This window comes from Micromonospora maris AB-18-032, from assembly GCF_000204155.1.
GTDB classification, from domain to species: Bacteria; Actinomycetota; Actinomycetes; order Mycobacteriales; family Micromonosporaceae; genus Micromonospora; species Micromonospora gifhornensis.
The window spans coordinates 2,768,889-2,791,101 of sequence record NC_015434.1 but is presented as its reverse complement, the minus strand read 5'-3'; the positions used below and the strand labels follow the sequence as shown (position 1 = coordinate 2,791,101).

Genomic DNA, 22,213 nt, shown 5'->3' with positions numbered 1-22,213 from the left:
GAAGTCTATCCATGTCCGGCAAGGAGGTTTCGCCCCACGACATCCGACCCGCCGGCATCTCCTCAAGAGTCAGCCGGATTCCCGGCCCGGACTACGATGCCCCACGATGATCCCAGGCGGGTACCTGCGTTGGCTTCCGGTCGTGGCGACTGCGGCGGCTCTCACCGTGGCCGGCCTGATCTGCACGCGTCACCTCGTGGCCTGTTACCGCAAGCGCGGTGTCCCGGCAGGGCCGGCGGTCCGGCGGGCATGGGCCACGACGGTCATGTCGGTCTGGACGCTGCCGTGGCTGGTGGTGGTCCTCACCCCACTCGACGCACCCCGTGATGTTCGGTTGGTGCCGCTGCGTGACCTTGTGGAGATCCTCGCCGACCCTCCGCTGACCGCGTTCTTCCAGATCGTCGGCAATCTGCTGGTGTTCGCGGCGGTCGGGTTCGGTCTCGGTATGGCGTGGCAGGTACGGCTCACACATGTGGTCATCGTGGCTGCCGGCATGTCGACCGCGGTGGAAGTGTCGCAGTACGCCCTGGCACTCGGACGTGTCTCGTCGATCGACGACGTGCTGTTGAACACGACGGGCGCGGGCCTGGCCGTCCTCGCGGCGCGTCGGCTGCCGGTTCCCGACCGCCTGCTGCCCGTACCGCCGTCGGAATGAGCCCTCCGGGCCGCGGATCCGGACAGCGGCCAGGACGGTGCTCAGCTGCTCGTACGGACCTTCACCGACTGCGTTGAGTATCCGCGCGGTCCGCGAGCGGATGTTGCGATTGCCCCGAACGAGTTCAGGGGCCTCGACGCACCAGTCGGTGTCCAGGTATGGGCGGCTTTCCTGCCGCCAGGGCGGCTGCAGGCGCCGTTGTCCGGGGCGTCCGATCCTTCAGATCCGGCCACGATTCGCCTGGGACCTACGATGGTCACGATGACCACTCCTGAACGGCGACCCGACGACATACCCACCGACGAAGACCGGGTTGACCGGGCCCTGCGACTGCTCTGCGGCGTACCGGTCGAACTCGGTGTCGCCGTCAAGCGGCTCAGCCGTGGCAGCGGTGTTTACGCCTGGTGGGCTGCTCCCTCGGTCTTTCCCGACCTCCCCGGGCTGCCGAATGAGCACGTTCCGTCGTTGCGGCTGCTGTACCTCGGACGGGCGACCAGCCTGCGGGGGAGAATTCTACGTAACCATCTGAGGCGCTCGGGCAGCTCGACTCTGCGCCGTACCCTGGCCGGGCTTCTGGTGACCGAGGGCTACCGGACGACCTGGACCGACCGAGTCGTCCTGGTCCCCGAGGACGAGACGCGGCTGACCGCATGGATGCACACGCACCTGCGTTTGACCTGGGCAGAGGACGCGGAACCGGCGACCATCGAGGCCGCACTTGTCCGGCGCATGCACCCGCCGCTCAACGTCCACGGCGTCGACCCTGATCACCTCCAGGCGACCGTGCTCGCCGCCAAGAACTCATACAACGCCAGCAGCCGCCCGGACGAGGCTCCGCGAACGCCGTAACTGCTTCCAGCGTGGTCAGGTCAGCGCTTGATCACAGCACCGAGCTGATGGGCGACGGACGAGTCGGCCGGTACGAGTGTTACGTGTACTGAGCGTCGCACCGGGAGCACCCTGGTGGTGGTCCAGGCCAACCTCGATCTTCCCGGCCTGGAAGCGCTCCTCGGCCGCCCATCGGGCGATACGGAGTCAGATCCTCCTCCGGTGTCTCGGCGGGTCGGACGTGACAGGTAGCAGGCGGCTCTGGACTGATGAGCCGACGCGGCATGCGTCAAGGCCGCGTACAGTTCCTGGTCGGACTTGGGGTGGGCCGGGTAGTTCCGGCGCAGGAACGGGATGAGACAGCGGCAGCATGACGGTAGACAACATGACGGAAAACGGTCACCAGGGTATCGACCGCAGCCAGTTGGAGACCTGTCTCAGCGTCTTTGAGGCGTTGGAGGAGCTGCCTCCCGATCATCCCGACGTGGTGCGTGTGCAGCGCGCCACCGCGAAGCTCTACAAAATGATCAAGCAACGGCGCCGCTCGGAACGGCGGGACGCCATCCTCGCGGCCGACCAGGCGGTGACGGCCGCCACTGCCACCGGCGCTCCGGGGCGGATCGACGACGAGACGCAGGGCATCCCGCTCGCCTCCCCCACCGACGGCACCACAGCCGGTGTACTGCACAATCCGCGTGGCTGCTACATCTGCAAGCAGCGCTACCGCGAGGTGGACGCCTTCTATCACCAGCTCTGCCCGCCCTGCGCCGCGTTCAACCGGGAGCGCCGCGACGCGCGTACCGATCTGACCGGCCGGCGTGCGTTGCTGACCGGCGGCCGGGCAAAGATCGGCATGTACATCGCGCTGCGGCTGCTCCGCGACGGCGCGCACACCACGGTGACCACGCGGTTTCCGCACGACGCGGTCCGCCGATTCGCCGCGATGCCCGACAGCGCGGACTGGCTGCACCGCCTCCGGGTCGTCGGGATCGACCTGCGCGACCCGGCCCAGGTGATCGCCCTCGCCGACTCGGTCAGCGACCAGGGACCACTCGACATTCTGATCAACAACGCGGCGCAGACCGTCCGCCGCACTCCGCAGGCGTACGCACACCTCGTCGCCGCGGAGGCAGCCGCCCTACCGGACGGCCCGCTGCCGGAGATGATCACGTTCGCCAAACCGGCCGATCACAGCGGGCCGACCGGCGTTCTGACCGCCGGTCCGCAGACGACGATCACCCCGCACGCGCTCACCGCGCTCGCGCTGACCAGCGGCTCCGCGTCACCGGAACGGATCGCCGCAGCCACCGCCATCGACGCCGGCGGTCTGGTGCCGGACCTGGGGGCCGTCAACAGTTGGGTGCAGCGAGTCCACGAGGTGGACCCGGTCGAACTGCTCGAAGTGCAGCTGTGCAACGTGACCGCGCCGTTCGTGCTGGTCAGCCGGCTGCGGCCGGCGATGGCCGCGGCGACCGCCCGCCGCAAGTACGTGGTGAACGTGTCCGCGATGGAGGGCCAGTTCGCCCGCGGCTACAAGGGGCCGGGACACCCGCACACCAACATGGCCAAGGCGGCGCTGAACATGCTGACCCGCACCAGCGCCCAGGAGATGCTGACCGACGGCATCCTCATGACCAGCGTCGACACCGGTTGGATCACCGACGAACGGCCCCACCCGACGAAGATGCGGCTCGCCGACGCCGGCTTCCACGCCCCGCTGGACCTGGTCGACGGCGCGGCCCGGGTCTACGACCCGATCGTCCGGGGCGAACAGGGCGAAGACCTGTACGGCTGCTTCCTCAAGGACTACGCACCCAGCCCCTGGTGAGCCGTTCGAGTCGGACACGCACCTCAGTCGAGCGGAGCGTAGATGATCACGGTGTACGACACGGGCCTTGTCACCAGCGCGCCGGTCGACGCGGGCATCCGGGGGATGCTGGACGATCTGCACGGCAGGTGGCCCAACATGGTGGTCGCCCTGGACAGGAAGCGGGTCGGACCGATTCTTCCATGGCGGAACACGCGTACGCGGTTGATCGACGCGCTCAAGCAGGCACTGATCAGTCAGGAACACCGCTGACCCTTGCGACTCACGCGCAGCGTTTCTGCTGCTCACCTGGCTTCTATGGGGGTGTCGCGCCTGCGGCTCCGAGTAGCGCTTGCGTCTCGGAGTTGCCGTTTCGGACGGCCCATTCGAGGGGCGACAGTCCGCTGCCGTGGTCTTCGCGGAGGTTCGGATCCGCGCCCTGCGCGAGGAGTTCGCGGACGACGTCGTCGTGCCCCCACGCTGCGGCTGCGGTCAAGGGTGTCCCCTCGTCACCACGCCCGCTCTCGATGTTCGGGTCCGCGCCGGCAGCCAGGAGAATCCGCACCGCCGCACGCTCGTTCTGCACGGCGGCCAGGTAGAGCGGCGTTGTGCTGTCACGATCTGCCGCATTCGGGTCTGCTCCCGCGCGCAACAGCGCACGCACGGCCGGAAGATCGCCACGCAGCAGCGACGTCATCAGGCGGGCGGTGAGCTTCTTGCGCTCTCGGACGTTCACCAGCGTCAGAGTAGGTGGTTCGCCTCGTCAGGAGCATTCCCGCGCACGGCGCACGGGCACCGCTCGTGCCGCATGTCGGGCGCACGCCTTGTGCACCGCCGAACGGAGGAGGCGAGGCCATTGACCGTCGGTCAGACTCCATGTGTGACGGCTGCCAGCAATCGCGACCGTGTCCTCGAAGCACTTCGGCTCAGTTCGAGGCCGCTGGACGATGACCAACTGTCACAGCGTACGGGTGTCCGGCCGCGGCAGCAGGTCAACCAGATCTGCCGCGCGTTGCAACTGGCCGGAGCCGTCCGGCGGTGGGAAGGCCCCGACGGGAAGATCGTCAACGAACTCGTTGAGCGGACGGGCGGGGTGCTGGCCGAGGCTCCGAGAACACCGCACAGCGGGCCGCTTGCACCTGCTGCCGTTGTTCGGACCCTCGACGATCACTTGCCTGCCGGGCACTCTGCGGAGCAGCGCCACGCGGAGCGAGTCATGCTTGATCTGCTCGGCCGCGACCTCGCCCTGACACTGGAACCGGCGAAAATCGCAGTGCCGTCGGGGGCTCGGGTCGAGATCGACGGCTGCGACAGCGGCCGGACTGTTCTCGTGGAGTGCTGGGCCCATCAGGGTCCGCCGAAGTCGGCGCAGCGTCACAAGGTACTGGCCGACGCGCTGAAGCTCACGTGGATCGCCAGCACGATGTACCCACGTCCCCGCCTCGTACTCTGCATGAGCGACCCGGCCGCAGCGAGGCCGTTCCAGCCAACGTCGCGTACCTGGGCCGCACAGGCGCTACTGGATCTCGCGATCACCGTTCATGTGGTCGAAATCCCTGACGACATACGTCAGAAGGTCCGCGCCGCCCAGGAGCGCCAATACCGTTAGCCGTCGACACCGGGCCGACCACCGTCATCACCGACGCCGCCCTGGTCGAGGGTCGAGCCGGCCTGCCAGCCGGCCGGGTCGACGCCGCCGGGTACCGGCGTCGTCGGGTCGTAGGGTTGTCGGGTGAAGACGAAGGTGCCGAGGTCGAGGTGGCTGACGGTGCCGTCCGCATCGCGGTGCACCCGCAGCCTTTCGCCGGCGAAGTAGCCGTTGAGCCCTTCCCAGTCGCCGTCGCCGGTGGGGCGTAGTCGGGTGCCGTTTCCGCCGGACATCGCGGCCAACTCCATGAAGCCGTCTCCTTGTGGGCGTAGTACGTACGGGGCTGGTCCCCGGTACCACGGGCCGGCGAGGTCCAGCAGCTGTGGATCGATCGAGGGCAGCGGCCGCCACGGGGCCGGGATTCGCGGCTCTCGTTCGGCGACGGTCTGCAGCAGGTCAGCGGCGAGAGCGCCGGCGGACAGGCCGGCGGTCACGTTGGCCATCACGACCGCGCCCAGGGCGTCATCGGGGCTGACCCACACGGTCGCGACGAAGCCCGGCATCGAGCCGGTGTGCCCGGCCAGCAGGCGGCCGTCGCGGCGCAGCAACTGCATGCCGAGGCCGTAGCCGATGTGCCAGTCTGTCGCTTCGGGTGGGCTCGTCGGGTTGCGCATCTGCGCGACGGTGTCCGGATGCAGCACCCGGTCGTCGCCGTCGATGAGGAACGCGGCGAACCGGGCCAGGTCCGTCGTGGTCGACCACAACTGTCCGGCAGGTGCCATCAGACCGGTGTCCACGGCGGGCTCCGCCAGCAGCACATCGGCCCAGGGGTGCACCGCCCAGCCCCGTGGCGTGCGGTGCGATCGGCAGCAGGGTGGTACGGGTCATCGCGAGCGGCTCCAGCACCTCGCGCCGCAGCACCTCGCCCCACGCCTGGCCACGAACCCGCTGCACCAGCGCGCCGAGCAGCGCGTAGCCGGGATTGGAGTAGTGGTGTCGGTGTCCGGCGGGATGCAGCTGCGGATCGTTGCCCAGCACGTCGGCCAGGTCGGGACGCAGCGCGCCCGGGGTTCGTTCCCACCACGGCCCGGGTGCCTCGGCGATCAGCCCGGCGGTGTGCGCCAGCAGGGCACCGATCGTGGCCTCACCCGCGACCGTGCCGGGCAGATGCTCACCCAGCGGGTCGGTGAGCGCGAGTCGCCCCTCGTCGCGCAGGCGAAGCACCAGCACCGCCAGGAACGTCTTGGTGATCGAGCCGATGCGGTACTGGACATCACCGTCGGGCACCTGACCGTCCACTGTGCCCCATCCGCCCTTCCAGACAGGACGGCCGTCCCGCACCACGGCAGCGACCACCGATGGTGCCCGGCCCGCTACCTGACCGGTGGCCAACCGGTGGACCAGCGCGCGTCGAGTCTCAGGCAGCAACGGCGCCGGGATCGATGACATGCGGGCAAACCTACCGGTGGTGGAGCTGGGATGAGTTCGTCTCGCGCTTCAGGCGGAAGTCGTGGCTCACCTGTCTCCGGGTGCCTGCCATCCGGGCCACCGCCACCGGTCGACCTCAGGCCAGGTCGCCACGAGCGCGGCGGCGAGGACGCCGCCGAATGCCACCGTTCCCTCGTGGGAGGCGTAGGCAATCCAATCGTGCTGCTCGTCGGTCCAGTAACACTCCGGCCCCGTGTACCGCGGGGCGACGATCTCGACGTCGAGCAGGTAGTCGGCCTTATACTCGCGTAACTCGACCACCCGAGGCCGGCCCAGCTCTCGCAGCACTCGGCGAACCTGATCAACGCCGTCGCCCTCCCACATCGACTCCTCCGTCAGCACCAGCACGTCGGGGGGAACTGCACCACTGAGCATCGGGTGCCACCAGCCGTTCTGCACCCCCCATCGCCGCTGCAGCGACGTCCGCCAGGCCGATGACTCTTCGCGCGTGAGCACGCGCCGATACGGGACCGGGTCGGCGCGGACGCCGGGCTGCGCCGACCAATGCTGCACCTTCGCGGCGAACAGCCGGCGCTCGTCGGCCGCGGCCTGCGCTTCGACCTCGTCGTACGGCGGATCGGTGAGCGGGGAGTCCGCACTGTCGGCAGCCGCCAGCATCATGCTGACCAGTACGTCGACGGCGGGAAGCCGATCCGGATCGAGTCGCTCAACCTCCATGAGCATGGCGTCCACGACGGTGTAGCGGGGGAAGATCCGCTTCGCCTCGGTGGTGAAGTGGTACCCGTCGGCTCGGCGGCCGCCGTCGGGCAGCCGGCCGTAGTCGCTCTGAAGTTCCTCGTACCGCGACATCAGATACCGGCGTGACGCCCAGTGCAACGTCGTGGAATCCACCCGTACATCCTCTCCGGTCAGTCCACGACGCCGAACCTGGCAGCTATCAACTGCTTGTTCCGACAGCACCGTCGCGACGCACGCCGAAGGCCCGAGAGCGGCATGCGTCGCGACGGTGTTGGTTTTTACCGAGCAGGGGTGCGGTGCCACCGCAACGGGTCGTCCTCCAGCGCGGAGCGGTCCCAGTGCCCCTGGTCTGCTGCGGCTTTGTAGGTGGTGTGGAGGAACTCGGCGACCGCATGGTCGGGGTCCGGTGCGGCGCGGGCGACCTCGTACGGCAGCAGGAACTGCTTGAACTCGGTGCTGAAGTACGCACCTTCGGGGCTGATCTGCTGCTCGGCGAACCCGTCGGGTTCGGGATAGGCGTAGGAGTAGAAGGCGCCTTCCTCGCCGCCGCCGGGCCAGAATCCGCAGCTGGACAGCTCGCGGGAGTAGCCCTCGGCCATGACCCAGTCCGCGCAGTTGGGCATACCACCGGGGTGTGGCGGGGCCGACCGGCCGGAGAAACGGGTGCAGGCGAGGTCCATCCCGCCCCAGAAGAAGTGCACCGGGCTCACCTTGCCCACGAAGTAGGACCGGAACTCGCCGATCACCCGGTTGGCCTGAAGCAGTTGTCGCCAGAACAGGGTGACTGCCTCGCCGTCGTAGGAGGCGTGCTCGTAGTCCTCGGCGAAGGGGATCGCCGGGTCGACCTCGTTGGGGCGCGGTCGGATCGGCGCCTCGATCCCGAGTTGCTTGAGCATGTCCATGATCCGGGCGTAGAACTCGGCGACCGGCATCGGCGCAAGCGGGAGGCTTCGCGCGTCGCCGCTGCTGGTACGCACATCGAGCTGGTGACCGAGAACATCGAACTCGATCTCGAAGGCACCTGTGCCGTACGGGATGGTCGACGTCGTCAATCCGCGCGGGCTGACGTAGAGGGTCACCTGCCACCAGTGGTTGAGCATCGGAGCGTGCGCCATGCGGATCTTGCCCACGATCTGAGTCCACATGTGCAGGGTGTCGCGGGTGGCGGTCCAGTCCGATACCCGCAGGCTCGGCCAGCTCGTCGTTGTCGGGCTTGTCATCGCTACTCACATCCTTGGCGCGGTACATGCGAGGGTGGCGGTTGTCGTGATCGTGCCCCGCGGACCGGCACCGGACAGAGCACCCCGGTCGCTGATCGGCCGTGTCGCCCCTTCCGGGTGATCAGCGGTGCTCCGGGTTGACGTTACCGGGCGTGCGTTGATTCCCGTAGGTCGGAAACCCACCGTACGGGTTCGTAGGCCCGCAGAACGTGTCCTTCGGCATCGTGCCGGCCACCAGGTAGGCGGTGGTCACGTTCAGCGCGTTGACACTGGTGTCCTGACACGCTGCTTTGTCCCTCCATGCCACCAGCCGCGGTAGCCGCCCGACAGTGGCGCCATGTCACTGCCGACGCGTGAGGTGGCGTCACTGGTCGCGACACCAAGCGGGATGCGCAGTGGGGTGGTGATCTCGGAAACGAGGCTGTCCGTCGCCGCAGCTGACCGCCGACTCGCAGCGTTGTGCGCCCTGCCGATGGGCTGACCGGCGGGCGGGGTGCCGTCAGTCCATCGCGGGAAGGATGACCTGTTCCAGCACCGTGAGCGGGGTCTGCCACTGGTGGGGGTCGTCGTAGTTGCCGGCGGTGATGGCTGCGGTGAGGTCCAGGTCGGGCAGGACGAACAGGCGCTGGCCGCCGTTGCCCATCCCTGTCAGCAGCCGATGGCCACCGATGGATTCGATGTACCACTGGTAGCCGTACTGTGCGCCCCAGGTGGTCTGCAGGCGTGGTTGAAGCATCGTGCGGATCCAGTCGGCGGGGACGACCCGCTGACCGTCCCAGGTTCCCTCGGCCAGCACGAGCTCGCCGAGCCTGGCCAGGTCGCGGGGCGCGAGTCGCAGCCCGGACGCGGCGGAGGCCACTGCGTCCGCGCCGGTCATCCACTCGAAGCTGTCGATGCCCAGCGGCGCGAACAGCACGGCCTGCGCGTACTGCGGCAGCGACTGCCCGGTGCCGTCGGCGATCAGTCGGCCGAGCAGGGCCGTGGCACCGCCGCAGTAGGTCCAACGGGTGCCGGGCGGTTCGAGGATCGGCCGCTGAAGGATGTACCGGTATCGGTCCGGAGCCAGCTCCATCGCGATCTCGGCGTTGGCCGGGCTGTTGTACGGGAGATCTTCGCGCCACTCCACGCCCAACGACATTGTCAGCGCGTGCTCGACGGTGAGCCGGGCACGCTGGGGGTCGGCCGCCAGGTCGGGGTACTGGGGGAACCGTTGCAGGAGCGGCTCCGCCGGCGGCGGGACCAGCCCTTCGCCGAGCGCCATGCCGTACAACAGCACGGTCACACTCTTGGTGACCGACCGAATGTCGTGCAGTGTTTCGGGCCCGAACTCGACGACGCCCAGCGAGTCACCCCAGGCGAAATCCTCGCCGGCCCCGTAGTACTCCAGCACGGTGTGACCACCGCGAACCGCCGCGACGGCATGCAGACCACCGACCTGGCCAGCTCGACGTATGTGATCGAGACGGTCATGCATCTGCGTCGTCATGGGCACTCCGAGGAGGCGATGTCGGTAAGCGGAACAGCATGGTCGTTATACCGGCATTTCCGCTTCTGGTGCGACCCGGTCGGGAGGCTCCGCCCGGCCCGCTGCCGCTGCCCGCCGCTGCCGTGGTTCCGCCGTGAGAGACGGCCACATCCTGGTGCAGAGCCTCGACGGCGACGTTCAGCGGATGGTCGTGCCGATGTGGGCGAGTCGGCCAGGTCGCTTGCTTGTGGCGCCGTAACGCATTGCGATTCGCAGGCAATCAACCCGTGGCGGCGTCGATAGCCAGCCGTCGACAATGGCCGGCGTGGAAGAGGTCGCGGTCGTCGTCGCCCATAACGAGCGCGTGACCCTGCGCGTCGGTGACGTGTTCCTGAAGGTCGACAGCGATCAGGCGCGCATCGATGTCGAGGTCGAGGCGATGCGGCTGGCACCTGTCCCGACTCCCGAGGTCCTGTGGCGCAAGCCGCCCGTCCTCGCGATCGCCGCCGTCCCTGGCCAGGCACTCGGCCGTCTCGGCGAGCCGTCGCCCGCGTCACCGGCGGCCTGGGCCGCGGCGGGTGCCGCGATCCGGACGCTGCACGACGCGCCGCCCCCGCCGTGGGTCGGCAAGAAGCTCGTCGGGCTGGACGCGGAACTCGAGCGCGAATGCGCCTGGCTCGTCGACAACGGCGTCCTGCCGGCCGATCTGGTCGACCGCAACCGCGAGATAGCCCAGGCCGCGATGCGGCCGTGGACGCCGGTGTTCATGCACGGCGATCTGCAGATCACCCATATCTTCACCAACGGTGACGAGGTCACCGGGGTGATCGACTGGTCCGAGGCGGCACCTGGCGATGCGCTGTTCGACCTGGCCATCCTGACCCTCGGGCACGAGGAACGTCTCGGCGATCTCCTCGCCGGTTACGGCACCGACGTCGACCGGGACGTGATCCGCGCCTGGTGGTCGCTACGCAGCTTGCTGGCATCCCGCTGGCTGATCGAACACGGCTTCGACCCCTCCTTGCCAGGCTGCGAGTTCGACGTACTGAGAGCACAGATGTCTGGAATCTGACCCTGTGGACCCAGGGTTGACATTGTCGCATGCTATGACTCAACCTACTGATACAAGACTTGCGACGTTCGGGGGTGGCGACATGCGACAGACAGATCACACGGAGGTCAGGCAGTGGCTGGCCCAGCACGGCCTGACCGACGTCGAGCCGACTCCGCTGCTCGCGGCACGGCTGGCGGTCCGCCGACGTGCCAGGCTCGCCGACAGTCTCCTGCTGGCCGGGCTTCTGATCGGCGCGGCACTCACGCACGCGTTGCGACTGACCTACGCCTCGTCCTTCTGGCTGCCCCTGCTGGCGTTGACGGCGCTGGTGGTCGGGGTGCTGACCGCGCAGTGGCTACTCGGCTGGTGGGTGCGGCGCGTCGACCAGCGAGCCGGCGGGCACCTGTCCCGGCGGGTCGCCCACCCGGTCGAGCTCGGCTGGCCGGCGGTGCTCAGTCGGCCGTACGCCGTCTTCACCGTCGCCACCTTCACCAGCGCTGCGCTGCTCGCGGTGAGCGTGCTGCCGGTTTCGGACTCCAGCTTGCGCTACGGGGCGCTCGTCGTGCTGATCGGTCTCGCCGGCACCGGCGTCGGAACGGTCATGCAGCTGCGCCAGGTGCTGGCCAGCCCGGTAGTGGCGGAGGATGAGGCGTCGCTCACCGCCGATGTCATCATGCGGGTCGAGGACGCCCGTGCCCTCGTCACACCCAGTCTGACGTGGTCGCTGCCGGCCATCTTCCTGTACGGGGAGTCGCTCGGCTGGTGGAACGCTGTCTCGCTGCTGCTGGTGGTGGCGGGCGTCATCGCGTTCGGCCTGATCCAGACCCGGAGCCCGGGCGCCGGGACCGCGGCGCGGCGCGCCCTGGCCGCCCGATGATCGTCATCGACGCGGCCTCGCCCACGCCGCCGTACGAGCAGCTGCGGGCGCAACTCGCCCGGCAGATCCAGGACCGTTCGCTGGCCGTCGGTACGAGACTGCCGACGATCCGCCGGCTCGCGGCCGATCTCGGTCTGGCCGTGAACACCGTCGGTCGGGCGTATCGGGAGCTGGAGGAGGCCGGGTTGATCGAGACCCGCGGGCGGGCCGGCTCGTTCGTCTCGGCCGCCGGCGTGCAGGCTCTCGATCGGGCCCGCAGCGCCGCCCGCGACTACGCGGCGGTCGTCACCAGTGTCGGCATCGATCCCACCGAGGCTGTCCGGATCGTCGAGGCGGCTCTGGGCGTGCGGCAACGCTGATGAGTGGACCACGACGCTTGCGAGCGGTGTGGGATCTCACCGGCCGTTGTGCAGTGCCCGGGCGATATCCTGCCGCAGGCGTACCGTCTCTTCGTCGCGGTCACACAGCAGCAGGGTCGTGAACGGGACGACCTTGCCCTCCGGCCGGCCGAGCGGACTGGCCCAGTGGTGACCTGCCCGGGCGAGGATACGAAAGAGTGTGTGCCGATCCTGGGTACTGTCCGCCAACAGTCGGGGTGCATTGTCCACGATCAGCAGGTAGCCGTCCGCGGGCAGCCAGTGCAGATCTTCGAGGCAGTCGGACAGGGCGTCCCAGTTCCAGCCGAAGTAGCGGGGAAAGCACAAGGCGTCCGAGAAGTCGTACAGGACCTGGTCGGCGTCCGTCATCCTCGTGCCGTCAAGGCGGGCGACGACGAATCTGCCGGACGACGGCAGCACCGCAGCCAACTCCACGAGAGACCCACGCGAGCAGACCACGAGTGGATCAGGAGCAGGCCGCCACGTTTCGTCAGTCATCCCGTCCATCACGATCGGCATCCTCGCCCACCGGCCGCCTTGTCCGCCGGGCACTGGCCCCGAGGCCGGGTGGCGTCAGTGCGAGAACGGCTCCAGGCAGCCGAACTCGGCAGCCGCACCGGTGACCTCGACCATGACTCGGTCGGGCCGCACGTCCCCGATCACACAGCCCACGTTCCCGAACCGAACCGCGTACACCGCACCCGGTGGTGGGGTCTCCTGCCCGATCGGCGGTCGCATGGCGGCGACCGTGATCGCGTCTGCCTGAATGCCCAGATCGAGCAGCGCCCCCTGGGTGGACGCCGGCGCGAAGTCCCCGGCGGCGCGTAGCGCCTCGAGCGGAGGCCGGATCCGCGCGGCGAGTTCGCGCCCGGCGCGCTCATCCGCAGCGGACAGTTCATGCCGCCGCTTCCAGCCGTTGTTGTCGGCATGGTTCGCAGGTGCGTCGGGCTGGCGACCGGTCGGCTCGGCCAGCACGGGAGGCGACGACGACAGCGCCGGCGACGACGTATCCGTGGGTGTCGCCGGCACGTCGCCGTCCCGGGTGCCCGGGGCCGCGCAGCCGGACGCGAGCACGGCGAGCGCGACGACAGCTGCCAGCCAGGTGACCTTCCCCGCCCGCATACCCGACCCCCGTCGTGTTCCGGCACCGAGAGATCTGATGGTACGAGGTGCAGACACCAGCCTCCGACACGCTTTCCTGCTGCGCAGACCGGCTCACGAACCTCGGTCCGCGAGGTCCTGGCCTGCGGCCCCACGGTGGGCCGTGTCGTGGGGCGGCGTCAGTGTCCTTGCTCAGCGATGGCCGATCATGCCGGTCAGGAGGGTCAGGATGTCGTCGGCGTCGGTGTGCCACTTGTCGGCGGTGAGTTGGCCGCTGGCCTCCATCCCGATGATCCCGTGCACGCTGGTGAGCAGCAGCGCCCCGTAGCGATGGGCCTGGTCCTCGCCGACCAGATCGCTCAGGACGGCCACGAACGGGCCCTGGCTTCGCGACGCGGCGCGCAGCACCTCGTCGGCGGCGGGCGCCTGGTGCATCAGCCGGTACAGATGTGGCTGCTCGCGGCCGACGGCAAGGAGCCCGGTGAGCATGTTCCGTAGCTTTTCCTCCGCCGGGGTCAGCGGATCGGCGGCCCATTGCACGGCCCGATCCGCCAACCGATCCCAGGCCTCGGCCGCGACCGCGGTCAGCAGGTCGCCTTTGTCGGCGAAGTGGCGGTAGGGCGCCCCGCGACTCACGCCGGCCCGCGCACCCACTGCCCGCAGCGTCACCGCCTCCGGTCCACCCTCGTCCAGCAAGCCGGCGGCCGCGTCGAGCAGGGAACGACGGGTGGCGGCAGCGGACTCCACGCGACTGATCACCGCACCATGCTATCTAGTTGACAATGTCAACCCACCGGTTGACATTGTCAGCTGAGACACCCGCACTCTATTCAGATGACAGCGTCAACAGAACGCGTCTCGGTGGTGGAGGGATCTCATGGACGTATTTCTCACAGGCGGCTCCGGCTCCGCCGGCGGTGTGATCATCCGCAGGCTCGTGGCCGACGGGAACACCGTGCACGCGCTCGCGAGGTCGGCCTCGGCAGCGAAAGCGGTCACGGCCGCCGGTGCGCGACCCGTACGCGGTGACCTGACCGATGCCCTCCGCACCGGCGCCGACGCGCCGGCCTGGCTGACCACCCTCGACGACGTCGACGCGGTGGTCCACGCAGCGGCCTACATGGAGTTCTGGGGGCCCGACGAACTGTTCGTCGAGCGCAACCTGCTGCCCACCCGCGCCCTGTACCAGGCCGCGGTAGCCGCAGGGGTGAAACGCTTCGTCCTGCTCTCGGCCGCCAGCGTCTCCACCGGCACCAGACACCTGAACATCGTGAACGAAACCTCCGACACCGGCCGGGCGAACATCGCTTACAGTCGAGTCAAGCTGCGTACCGAGCAGGAACTTCTCGCGCTCCCGCACGCAGAGACCACGCTGGTGATCCTCCGACCGCCCTTCCTCTGGGGCCACGGCACGGCAGGCAACCTGCAAGGATTCGTCGACTCTGTCGAGGCCGGCCGGTTCGCCTGGATCGACCGCGGGCAACACACGGTCGACTTCTGCCACTTCGACAACCTTGCCCACGCCGTCGCCTTGGCCATGACGCGGGGAGACCACGGCCTCGTCTGCTATGTCACCGACGACAACCCCCGGCCGGCCCACAGCTTCTTCACCCCGCTGCTCGCCACCCGGGGCCTCGACGTGAGCAGAAGCAGCAGCTACCCCCGGGCGATCGCCTCGGCCATCGCCACGATCATGGAGACCGTCGCCAAGGCCCGCCGCAGCGCCACGCCGCCACCGCTCACCCAATGGATCGTCACCTTCATGGGCCGCGACCGCGTCTACGACATCACCCGCGCCCGGACCCACCTGCAATACCAGCCGACGATCACCGTCGACGAAGGCCTGCGCCGGATGGCAGCCCTTGAACGGTAGCGGGGAATCGCGCGATGCCCACGGAACTCGGGGCAGCGGACCGCCATAGGCAGCAGGACGACCGAGAGCCGTCGCTGCGGAGCCGCCAGCGATGAAGCGGCGGGGCGCCCCAGGCATGATCATTGCCGGGTACGGTGCGTGCACCTTGCGGAAAACGGGGGAGATGGCATGGGCGCGAAGACGGCGCTGTTGGCTTTCGCTGACGGTGATTTGCGGCCGACGCTACTGGGTGCGACTCCGTCCGCCCCGGCGGAGGCTGAAGCCCTCGTGCGGAGGGTCTTTCCCGGATATGACGTGACATTGGTTGGAGGAAGCACTCTCGATACGACTTACCCGCCTGATGACATCACGTGTGCCACGGTGCTGCCGGGAGCCGAGATCCTGTCCGACCGCAGGCTGGTCCTGGACCGCCCTTCCGAACTGCCTGCGCATCTACTCCAGGCCGGTGCGGGCAGGCGGATCATCATGCACGGCATGCACTCGGTCGTCGACTGGTGCTGCTTCGCGTTGTGGGAGAACGGGAAGCTGGTCCGTTCCTTGAGCCTGTCACCGGATGGCGGCATCGAGGAGAACATCGGTGAGCCGTTCGACTTCGAGCGCCCGTACTGGGACGGCGAGCATCCGGTCGAACCGGTTCCGGGATGGTCCGAATACCCGTACCCGCTGCCTTTCCATCCCTTGGATCTGGGCGAGGAGGCCCTGCGCGTCTTGTTCGGCTTCGTCCTTGAAGGGCGCCCTGAGCCGGACGACATTCTCGCGGAGACCGTTCACACACACGAGTTCCGCGTGGCTGATCCCTCGGGGGAGGAACAGACAGCACGCGAGGCGGCCTACGAGCAGGTGAGGCGTGACATAGGGCCGCTGCGGATGTTCCGAATGGGCCCGGACGGGACGATGCGGGAGGTCGACTGGGACAAGTGGTAGGGCCCACTGCCCCTCCCGGCCGCCCGTCGGCGATTGACTCCCGCCGTGCTCGGCGACCTGCCGGAACCGGGCGGTCTGCAGCGCGGCGATCAGGAGATGATCTCGGCCCGGTCTGCGGAACTCTATTGCACTCGGGACTCATCGATGAGCGCCCGCAGGGACAGGCCTGGTCGCCTGTCCGTGACGGGCTTCCGTCGCCGCCGGGCGGGAGAGCTCTCGGTTTCGATCATGGTCGACCGACTCCACCAATGGCCTGTCGGGGTGAGCCGCCAGGCCACGGGGTGGCGGGTTACGGGGTCCAGACCACGTGTGGGTTCACGTGGCCGGTCCAGTTGAAGATGGCCATGTTGTCCCAGCCGTTGCCGGTGCCGTTGATGTCCGCCGGGTCCCAGCCGTTGCCTCGAATCGCGTACCAGGTCGGTTCCCAGTAGAAGACGCCGACGCCGCCGGCGTTGCGTACGGTGTTCTGCACCCAGCTGAACTGTTGTGCCTGCCCGGCCCAGGTGGCGGGGATGTTGTCACACAGCACGGTGCCGGGGATCGCGTTGCCCTGGTGGTCGGCGTTGGCGGTGGTGAACTGGTACGCGGTCTCGGCGAGCACGACCGGTTTGCCGTAGCGGGACTTCACGTCGGCGATCACGTTGTACAGGTTCGCCAGCGAGCCGTGCCACATGCAGTAGTAGGACAGGGCGGTGACGTCCCAGGTCACGCCCTGTGCTCTGATGCCGTCGTAGAACCAGCGGGCGTTGGCGGTGCTGTCCGCGTTCGCTGTGTGGATCCACACCTGGGTGCCGCTGTTGCAGGCCTTGGTGGCGTGGTAGCCCTGCTTGAGCAGGCTCGCCAGGGGCGCGAAGTTGTTGTTGACGACCTGCCCGGCCGGCCACAGCATGCCCACGTTGATCTCGTTGCCGATCTGCACGGCGTCCGGGGTGGTGCCCTGTGCTTTCAGGGCGGTGCACACGTCGTGGGTGTAGGTGTAGACGTCATTCTGCAGCTGGCTCAGCGAGTGGTTGGCCCAGGCTGCGGGCGGATACTGCTTGCCCGGGTCGGCCCAGGTGTCCGAGTAGTGGAAGTCGATCAGGAGCTTGAAGCCCTTCGCTTTGATCGTCCTGGCCTGCTGGAGCACCTTGGCCTTGTTGTTGTAGCCGCTGATCGGGTTGTTCCAGATGCGCAGCCGCAGGTAGTTGACGCCCTTGGCGGAGAGGATGTCGTAGGGGTCGGCCTGCGCGCCGGAGGCGTTGTAGTAGCGGGCGCCGAGGTCCAGGCTGCGTTGCAGCGAGGAGACGTCGGCGCCGCGCATGGTGAGGGTGTTGGCGGCCTGCGCGGGGGCGGTCAGGGCCAGCGGGGCCGCGAGGACGACCACCGCCAGGACGGCCCGGAGGGACGGTTTCATGGCGCTCCTTCACGTGGAGGATGCGATGCCCAGAGATGGGTCCAGCGTGGCGACAAGCCCGTTAGATCGAAGACAATCAATCATACGCGTCACGGTCGGCCGCGCGTAGGCGCTCGTCGGGGACCGGCCCCGGTCAGGATTCCACCTCGGGTTCGTCCGTGTCGGGGCCGTCGGGCCGCGCTGTGGTCCGCAGGCGTACGCGGGTGATGGCCCGGCCTGTCACCTCGGCCACCTCGGCGGTCAGACCCGGCAACTCGACCACTTCGCCGGGCGTCTTGGGGATGTGACCGAGGTGTGCCAGGACAAGGCCCGCCACTGTGGTGTAGTCGCCGGGCTCGAGCGTGTCCTCGTCCAGGTCGACGCCCACGTCCGGCAGGTCGTGCAGCGGGAAGCCGCCCGACAGCAGCAGTGACCCGTCCGCCTCCCGCACCAGTGCCTGCACGTCCCGGTCGGTCTCGTCGTAGATTTCCCCGACGATCTCCTCGACCAGGTCCTCCATCGTCACGATGCCGTCGATGGCGCCACGCTCGTTCACCACGAGGGCGAACTGCTGCCGCTGCGACCGCATCTCCCGAATCGCCTCGGTGACCTTCAACGTCTCCGGTAGATACAGCGGCACACTGACGTGTTCGGCGACCGGGCCCTCCTGGTCGAGCAGGTCACGCATGTGCACCACGCCGACGGTGTCGTCGAGGCCGGCGCGGCCCACGACCGGCGCGCGGGTCTGCCCCGATCGGCCCAACTCGCGCAGCGCCTGCGGCGCGGTCAGCGACTCGGACAGGGTGACCACCTCGCGGCGCGGGACGAGGATCTCCCGCAGGATCCGCTCGGCCACCTCGAACGCCCCCGAGATGATCATGCGGTGTTCGGGGGTGAGGTTACGCTGCCCCGCTACGATGTCCCGCAGTTCCTCGGTGGTGACCTCCTGACGGCGGGCCCGTGGGTCTCCGCCCGTCAACCGCACCACCGCATCGCTGGCCTTACCCAACAGCCACACCACCGGACGGGAGAACGCCGACAACGCGTCCAGCGGGCGGGCGACCAACAGAGCCCACCCTTGCGCCCGCTGCATCGCGATCCGCTTCGGCGCCAACTCACCCAGCACCAAGGTGACGAACGTCAGCACGATGGTGACCAGCACGATCGCAACCGGCTCCGCCGCCGACCCCAGGAACCCCAGCGGCCCCACCAACGGCGCCGCCAGTGACACCGCGGCGGCCGCCGAGGCCAGGAACCCGGCCAGGGTGATGCCGATCTGAATGGTGGCGAGGAAACGGTTGGGGTCGCGTGCCAGCCTCGCCAGCACCCGTCCCGCCCGGGAGGTGCGCTCCAGGCGCTGCAGCTGACTCTCCCGCAGCGACACCAACGCCATCTCGCTGCCCGCGAACACCGCGTTCACCAGCACCAACACCAGCACCAACGCGATCTGCACGCCATAGCCGCCCACGGCCTGTTCGACGCCTCCTCGACCGGGCACCGTCCGCAGCCTCGACCGTAGGGGCAGGTCGATACACGGTGCCGACTCCCCTATGGTGAGGGGTGGGCGGGCAGTCTGTGCCCGTTTGTCCTCAGCTGCACCACGACGCCTCATCGCCGGGTGATGCTCCTTACGGGCGTCGGTGACGAGCGGCATCCTCGCTCACAGCCGCCGTACGACGTCCCTGCCGGTTTGAGCCGTATCGCTCGACGAGCGCGTTGCCGATCGAGGCTAGGTGGTCTCGCACGCCCGGAGGGCCGGTGACCTCGATCCATTCGACCAGCCCGGCAAGCTCGCCAGCGAGTATGTGTTCGTCGTTGCCGCGGATCACGACCTCGATACGACCGTCGGTCCTGGAAGGTCCCACTTCGAGCCGACCGCCGAACCCCATCCGGAGCACGCCTATTCCCTCGGGCGCGCACAGCGCCCGGACTTCGAGGGGCGTTCGTTTGCGCTCGACCTCGTCGGCGATCGCGCGCCAACTCTTGGCAAGGTCGAAGTCCTCGGGTCGGTGCACCGGGTCGCACGTGGGGTCGGCGGACGAGACACGGTCGATTCGGAAGGTTCTTCGACCGGCCTCGGTGTTGGCGACAAGGTACCACGATGGGCCTTTGGCGACGATGCCCAGCGGGTGGACGGTTCGCTCGGTTTCGGTGCCCTCGCGGTCGACGTAGCCGAGCCGGACCTGGACACTGCGGATAACCGCATCCTGGAGCGTGTCGAGGAAGCGAGGCGGTCGGGGCGCGGACGAGCTTGCGCAGCGCCGCTTTCACGGCCGGCGTCTTAGTTGCCGCCACGTGTGCGGCAACCGGGGCGTCCAAGTGCCCCGGTTGCCGCAGCCCGGTAGTCAGTTCGACACAAGGAAGCCCTGGCTGGGCCCGGCTACCAGCCGCCCGCAGCAGGCGCGCACGACGGCGATCCGTGGCCGCCATTGCTGGGCGCCTCGCCAACTCCTGACGCCTCAGTCGGAAACGCCGAGCGGCCACGGCTGACGCCTCACGATGACCGTCCAGCTCATTCGGATCAGACCGGGCGGACCTTCCAGGAGGCCCGCCCGGGTGGCAATCTCAGTGTCCGCGTACCTCGGCGGCAGCCGCGACCAGGTGCCGCAGCGACGCTTCGACCTCGGGATAGCTGCGGGTCTTCAGGCCGCAGTCCGGGTTGACCCACAACCGTCGGGCCGGCACGGCCGCGACAGCCCGGTGTAGCGCCTCGACCATCTCCTCACGCGGCGGCACCCGGGGCGAGTGGATGTCCCACACCCCCGGGCCGACGCCCCGGCGGTAGCCGATCGCGGCGAGGTCGTCGAGGATCTCCATCTTGGATCGGGACGCCTCGATGCTGGTGACGTCGGCGTCGAGGGCGTCGATGGCGGTGATCACCTCACCGAACTCCGAGTAGCACAGGTGGGTGTGGATCTGGGTGTCGTCGGCGACGCCGCTGGTGGCCAGTCGGAACGCGCCGACGGCCCAGTCCAGGTACGCCTTCTGGTCGGCCTTGCGCAGCGGCAGCGTTTCGCGCAACGCCGGTTCGTCGACCTGGATGACCCGGATGCCTGCCGACTCCAGGTCACGGCACTCGTCGCGCAGGGCGAGCGCGACCTGGTCGGCAGTGTCCGCGACAGGCTGGTCGGTGCGGACGAAGGACCAGGCCAGGATGGTGACCGGGCCGGTGAGCATCCCCTTGACCGGCTTGCTGGTCAGCGACTGCGCGTAGGTGGACCACTCCACCGTCATCGGTGCCCTGCGCGCCACGTCGCCGTAGATGATCGGCGGCCGGACACAGCGGGAGCCGTACGACTGCACCCAGCCGTGTTCGGTGGCGGCGAAACCGTCGAGCTGCTCGCCGAAGTACTGCACCATGTCGTTGCGTTCCGGTTCGCCGTGCACGAGCACGTCCAAGCCCCACCGCTCCTGCAGTCGGATCACATGCTCCACCTCGGCGCGCATCCGCGACGCGTAGCCGGCGTCGTCGAGTCTGCCGGCGCGGTGCGCGGCGCGGGCCTTGCGCAGCTCGGTGGTCTGCGGAAACGAGCCGATCGTGGTGGTCGGCAGCTGTGGCAGGCGGAGCCGATCCTGCTGGCGGGCGGCCCGAACGGGATAGTCCCCGCGCTGCCGGTCGGCCGGTCGCAGTGCGGCGAGGCGTCCGCGGACACTGTCGTGGTGCCAGGCCGCCGGTGTCGGCGGCAGCGGTGCCGGTAGCACCGTGGTGCCGTCACGCAGCGCACGGCCGAGCAGGACGACCTCGTCGACCTTCTGCCGGGCGAACGCGAGCCGCGCGGCCAGCCGGGGGTCGAGGCGGGTCTCGGCGGACAGGTCGACCGGGACGTGTAGCAGGGAGCAGGAGGTGGCGACGGCGACGTGGTCGGCCAGCCCGGCGACCGTCGCTCCGGCCGCGATCGCGGCGCGCAGGTCGGTACGCCAGATGTTTCGTCCGTCGACCAGGCCGGCGACGATGGTCCTGCCGGCCAGTGGGCCGGCAGCGGCGAGTCGGTCGAGGTTGCCCGGGCCGGCGACCAGGTCCAGGCCGATTGCTTCGACCGGGGTGTCCAGTAGCGCCGGCAGTGCGGCGCCGAGGTCACCGAAGTAGGTGGCGACGAAGATCCTCGGCCGGTGCGTGAGTTCACCGAGCCGGATGTAGGCGCGGCGTAGGGCGTCGATCTCGGCCGGGGTGCGGTCGGCGACGTAGGCGGGCTCGTCCAGCTGGATCCAGGCCACCCCCGCCTCGGCGAGTGCCGTGAGGATCGCGGCGTACGTGTCGACCAGGTCGTCGAGCCGGGCGAACGGATCGTCGCCCTTGGCCAGCAGCAGGAACGTGGCCGGCCCGATGAACACCGGTCGGGTGGTGATGCCCAGGTCGCGGGCCTCGGCGTGCTCGCCCAGCGCCTTCGCCGGGTTCGCGGTGAAGACGGTGTCGGGGGCTATCTCCGGCACCAGGTAGTGGTAGTTGGTGTCGAACCACTTCGTCAGTTCCAGTGCCGGCTCGGTGTCGACGCCGCGGGCCATGGCGAAGTAGGTGTCCAGCGCGGGCAGGCCCAGCCGGGCGAAGCGGGTGGGGATCGCGCCGACGGCGACGGCCGTGTCGAGGACCTGGTCGTAGTAGGAGAACGTGTTCGACGGGATCGCGTCGAGGCGGGCGTCGTGCAGCGTCCGCCACACCTGCGCGCGCAGCCCGGCGGCGGTGCTTTCCAGAGCGTCGACGTCGATGGTGCCGGCCCAGTACGCCTCGACGGCCTTCTTCAGCTCACGATCGACGCCGATACGTGGGTAGCCGAGCACAGTGCTCTGGCCGAATGCGGTAGTCACCTGTGGGGTCCTTCCCTCGAAGTGCCCAGCGGCCCCGGGGAGGGAAGGCAGGCACATCTCACGGTGCCCGCTTCCGCCCTGG

At 69.0% G+C, this 22,213-nt stretch carries 22 protein-coding genes and 2 pseudogenes; 10 read left to right on the top strand and 14 right to left on the bottom strand.

The genetic code is table 11. From position 1 onward, the window contains the following. The first annotated feature begins 106 nt into the window (after positions 1-106). From VAB18032_RS12570 to VAB18032_RS12555, 4 genes are all read left to right on the top strand, one after another. Complete coding sequence (locus tag VAB18032_RS12570; RefSeq protein ID WP_013733212.1) at positions 107-655, top strand: VanZ family protein; 549 nt, start codon at positions 107-109, stop codon at positions 653-655. Between the two features lie 261 nt (positions 656-916). After that, the gene (locus tag VAB18032_RS12565) at positions 917-1,504 is read left to right on the top strand and encodes a GIY-YIG nuclease family protein (protein ID WP_232510790.1); all 588 of its coding nucleotides are present in this window, start codon (positions 917-919) and stop codon (positions 1,502-1,504) included. A 364-nt stretch (positions 1,505-1,868) separates the two neighbouring features. Continuing rightward, positions 1,869-3,311, top strand: a complete 1,443-nt coding sequence (locus VAB18032_RS12560) for an SDR family oxidoreductase (RefSeq protein WP_043720553.1) — start codon at positions 1,869-1,871, stop codon at positions 3,309-3,311. Between the two features lie 42 nt (positions 3,312-3,353). Next, positions 3,354-3,563, top strand: coding sequence for a hypothetical protein (locus VAB18032_RS12555; RefSeq protein WP_013733209.1), 210 nt, complete (start codon positions 3,354-3,356; stop codon positions 3,561-3,563). 43 nt (positions 3,564-3,606) lie between these two features. Here the strand turns inward: VAB18032_RS12555 and VAB18032_RS12550 are convergent, their stop codons facing one another. After that, complete coding sequence (locus tag VAB18032_RS12550; RefSeq protein ID WP_013733208.1) at positions 3,607-4,026, bottom strand: ankyrin repeat domain-containing protein; 420 nt, start codon at positions 4,024-4,026, stop codon at positions 3,607-3,609. A gap of 144 nt (positions 4,027-4,170) precedes the next feature. Between VAB18032_RS12550 and VAB18032_RS30050 the strand changes: the two genes are divergently transcribed. Then, complete coding sequence (locus VAB18032_RS30050; protein WP_050814595.1) at positions 4,171-4,899, top strand: hypothetical protein; 729 nt, start codon at positions 4,171-4,173, stop codon at positions 4,897-4,899. Here VAB18032_RS30050 and VAB18032_RS33195 read toward each other — a convergent pair. The 5 genes and pseudogenes from VAB18032_RS33195 to VAB18032_RS12525 form a co-directional block, all read right to left on the bottom strand. Beyond that, positions 4,896-5,675: a serine hydrolase domain-containing protein gene (locus tag VAB18032_RS33195; protein WP_269764254.1), complete on the bottom strand. Its 780-nt coding sequence runs from the start codon at positions 5,673-5,675 to the stop codon at positions 4,896-4,898. The genes VAB18032_RS30050 and VAB18032_RS33195 overlap by 4 nt on opposite strands. A 124-nt stretch (positions 5,676-5,799) precedes the next feature. Then, positions 5,800-6,327, bottom strand: a pseudogene (locus tag VAB18032_RS33190) (serine hydrolase domain-containing protein); the annotation flags it as partial. Between the two features lie 66 nt (positions 6,328-6,393). Then, positions 6,394-7,218 (bottom strand): hypothetical protein, encoded by an 825-nt coding sequence (locus VAB18032_RS12535; RefSeq protein WP_013733206.1) that lies wholly within the window; start codon positions 7,216-7,218, stop codon positions 6,394-6,396. Between the two features lie 125 nt (positions 7,219-7,343). After that, positions 7,344-8,285 (bottom strand): DUF5996 family protein, encoded by a 942-nt coding sequence (locus VAB18032_RS12530; RefSeq protein ID WP_013733205.1) that lies wholly within the window; start codon positions 8,283-8,285, stop codon positions 7,344-7,346. Positions 8,286-8,784: 499 nt separating this feature from the next. Further along, positions 8,785-9,771 (bottom strand): serine hydrolase domain-containing protein, encoded by a 987-nt coding sequence (locus VAB18032_RS12525; protein ID WP_043720548.1) that lies wholly within the window; start codon positions 9,769-9,771, stop codon positions 8,785-8,787. A gap of 295 nt (positions 9,772-10,066) precedes the next feature. Here VAB18032_RS12525 and VAB18032_RS12520 point away from each other — a divergent pair, with 295 nt between their 5' ends. From VAB18032_RS12520 to VAB18032_RS12510, 3 genes are all read left to right on the top strand, one after another. Beyond that, positions 10,067-10,822 carry a phosphotransferase family protein gene (locus VAB18032_RS12520; protein ID WP_013733203.1) on the top strand — a complete coding sequence of 252 codons (756 nt, stop codon included), beginning with the start codon at positions 10,067-10,069 and terminating at the stop codon, positions 10,820-10,822. Between the two features lie 82 nt (positions 10,823-10,904). Continuing rightward, on the top strand, positions 10,905-11,681 hold the full coding sequence (locus VAB18032_RS12515; RefSeq protein ID WP_013733202.1) for a hypothetical protein: 777 nt from the start codon (positions 10,905-10,907) through the stop codon (positions 11,679-11,681). Then, positions 11,678-12,040 (top strand): GntR family transcriptional regulator, encoded by a 363-nt coding sequence (locus VAB18032_RS12510; RefSeq protein WP_013733201.1) that lies wholly within the window; start codon positions 11,678-11,680, stop codon positions 12,038-12,040. The genes VAB18032_RS12515 and VAB18032_RS12510 overlap by 4 nt, the downstream gene beginning before the upstream one ends. 36 nt (positions 12,041-12,076) lie before the next feature. Here the strand turns inward: VAB18032_RS12510 and VAB18032_RS12505 are convergent, their stop codons facing one another. From VAB18032_RS12505 to VAB18032_RS12495, 3 genes are all read right to left on the bottom strand, one after another. Next, entirely contained in the window at positions 12,077-12,577 is a 501-nt protein-coding gene (locus VAB18032_RS12505; RefSeq protein ID WP_244881191.1) for a barstar family protein, read from the bottom strand. Positions 12,578-12,631: 54 nt separating this feature from the next. Continuing rightward, positions 12,632-13,180 (bottom strand): hypothetical protein, encoded by a 549-nt coding sequence (locus VAB18032_RS12500; RefSeq protein WP_013733199.1) that lies wholly within the window; start codon positions 13,178-13,180, stop codon positions 12,632-12,634. 171 nt (positions 13,181-13,351) lie between these two features. Then, the gene (locus tag VAB18032_RS12495; protein WP_043720546.1) at positions 13,352-13,918 is read right to left on the bottom strand and encodes a TetR/AcrR family transcriptional regulator; all 567 of its coding nucleotides are present in this window, start codon (positions 13,916-13,918) and stop codon (positions 13,352-13,354) included. A gap of 118 nt (positions 13,919-14,036) precedes the next feature. On the opposite strand from VAB18032_RS12495, the gene VAB18032_RS12490 reads away from it, so the two are divergent. Then, on the top strand, positions 14,037-15,032 hold the full coding sequence (locus VAB18032_RS12490; RefSeq protein WP_013733197.1) for an NAD-dependent epimerase/dehydratase family protein: 996 nt from the start codon (positions 14,037-14,039) through the stop codon (positions 15,030-15,032). Between the two features lie 168 nt (positions 15,033-15,200). Then, positions 15,201-15,956, top strand: coding sequence for a DUF6928 family protein (locus tag VAB18032_RS12485; protein WP_043720544.1), 756 nt, complete (start codon positions 15,201-15,203; stop codon positions 15,954-15,956). A 289-nt stretch (positions 15,957-16,245) separates the two neighbouring features. Here the strand turns inward: VAB18032_RS12485 and VAB18032_RS12480 are convergent, their stop codons facing one another. From VAB18032_RS12480 to metE, 5 genes and pseudogenes are all read right to left on the bottom strand, one after another. Then, positions 16,246-17,349 (bottom strand): glycoside hydrolase family 53 protein, encoded by a 1,104-nt coding sequence (locus tag VAB18032_RS12480; RefSeq protein WP_013733195.1) that lies wholly within the window; start codon positions 17,347-17,349, stop codon positions 16,246-16,248. Positions 17,350-17,482: 133 nt separating this feature from the next. Next, the gene (locus VAB18032_RS12475; protein ID WP_013733194.1) at positions 17,483-18,796 is read right to left on the bottom strand and encodes a hemolysin family protein; all 1,314 of its coding nucleotides are present in this window, start codon (positions 18,794-18,796) and stop codon (positions 17,483-17,485) included. A 160-nt stretch (positions 18,797-18,956) separates the two neighbouring features. Then, complete coding sequence (locus VAB18032_RS12470) at positions 18,957-19,343, bottom strand: WCX domain-containing protein (protein ID WP_463014102.1); 387 nt, start codon at positions 19,341-19,343, stop codon at positions 18,957-18,959. 75 nt (positions 19,344-19,418) lie between these two features. Then, positions 19,419-19,526: pseudogene (locus VAB18032_RS33650) on the bottom strand (WYL domain-containing protein); the annotation flags it as partial. Positions 19,527-19,893: 367 nt separating this feature from the next. Beyond that, complete coding sequence (gene metE / locus VAB18032_RS12465; protein ID WP_013733192.1) at positions 19,894-22,131, bottom strand: 5-methyltetrahydropteroyltriglutamate--homocysteine S-methyltransferase; 2,238 nt, start codon at positions 22,129-22,131, stop codon at positions 19,894-19,896. Between the last annotated feature and the right edge of the window lie 82 nt (positions 22,132-22,213).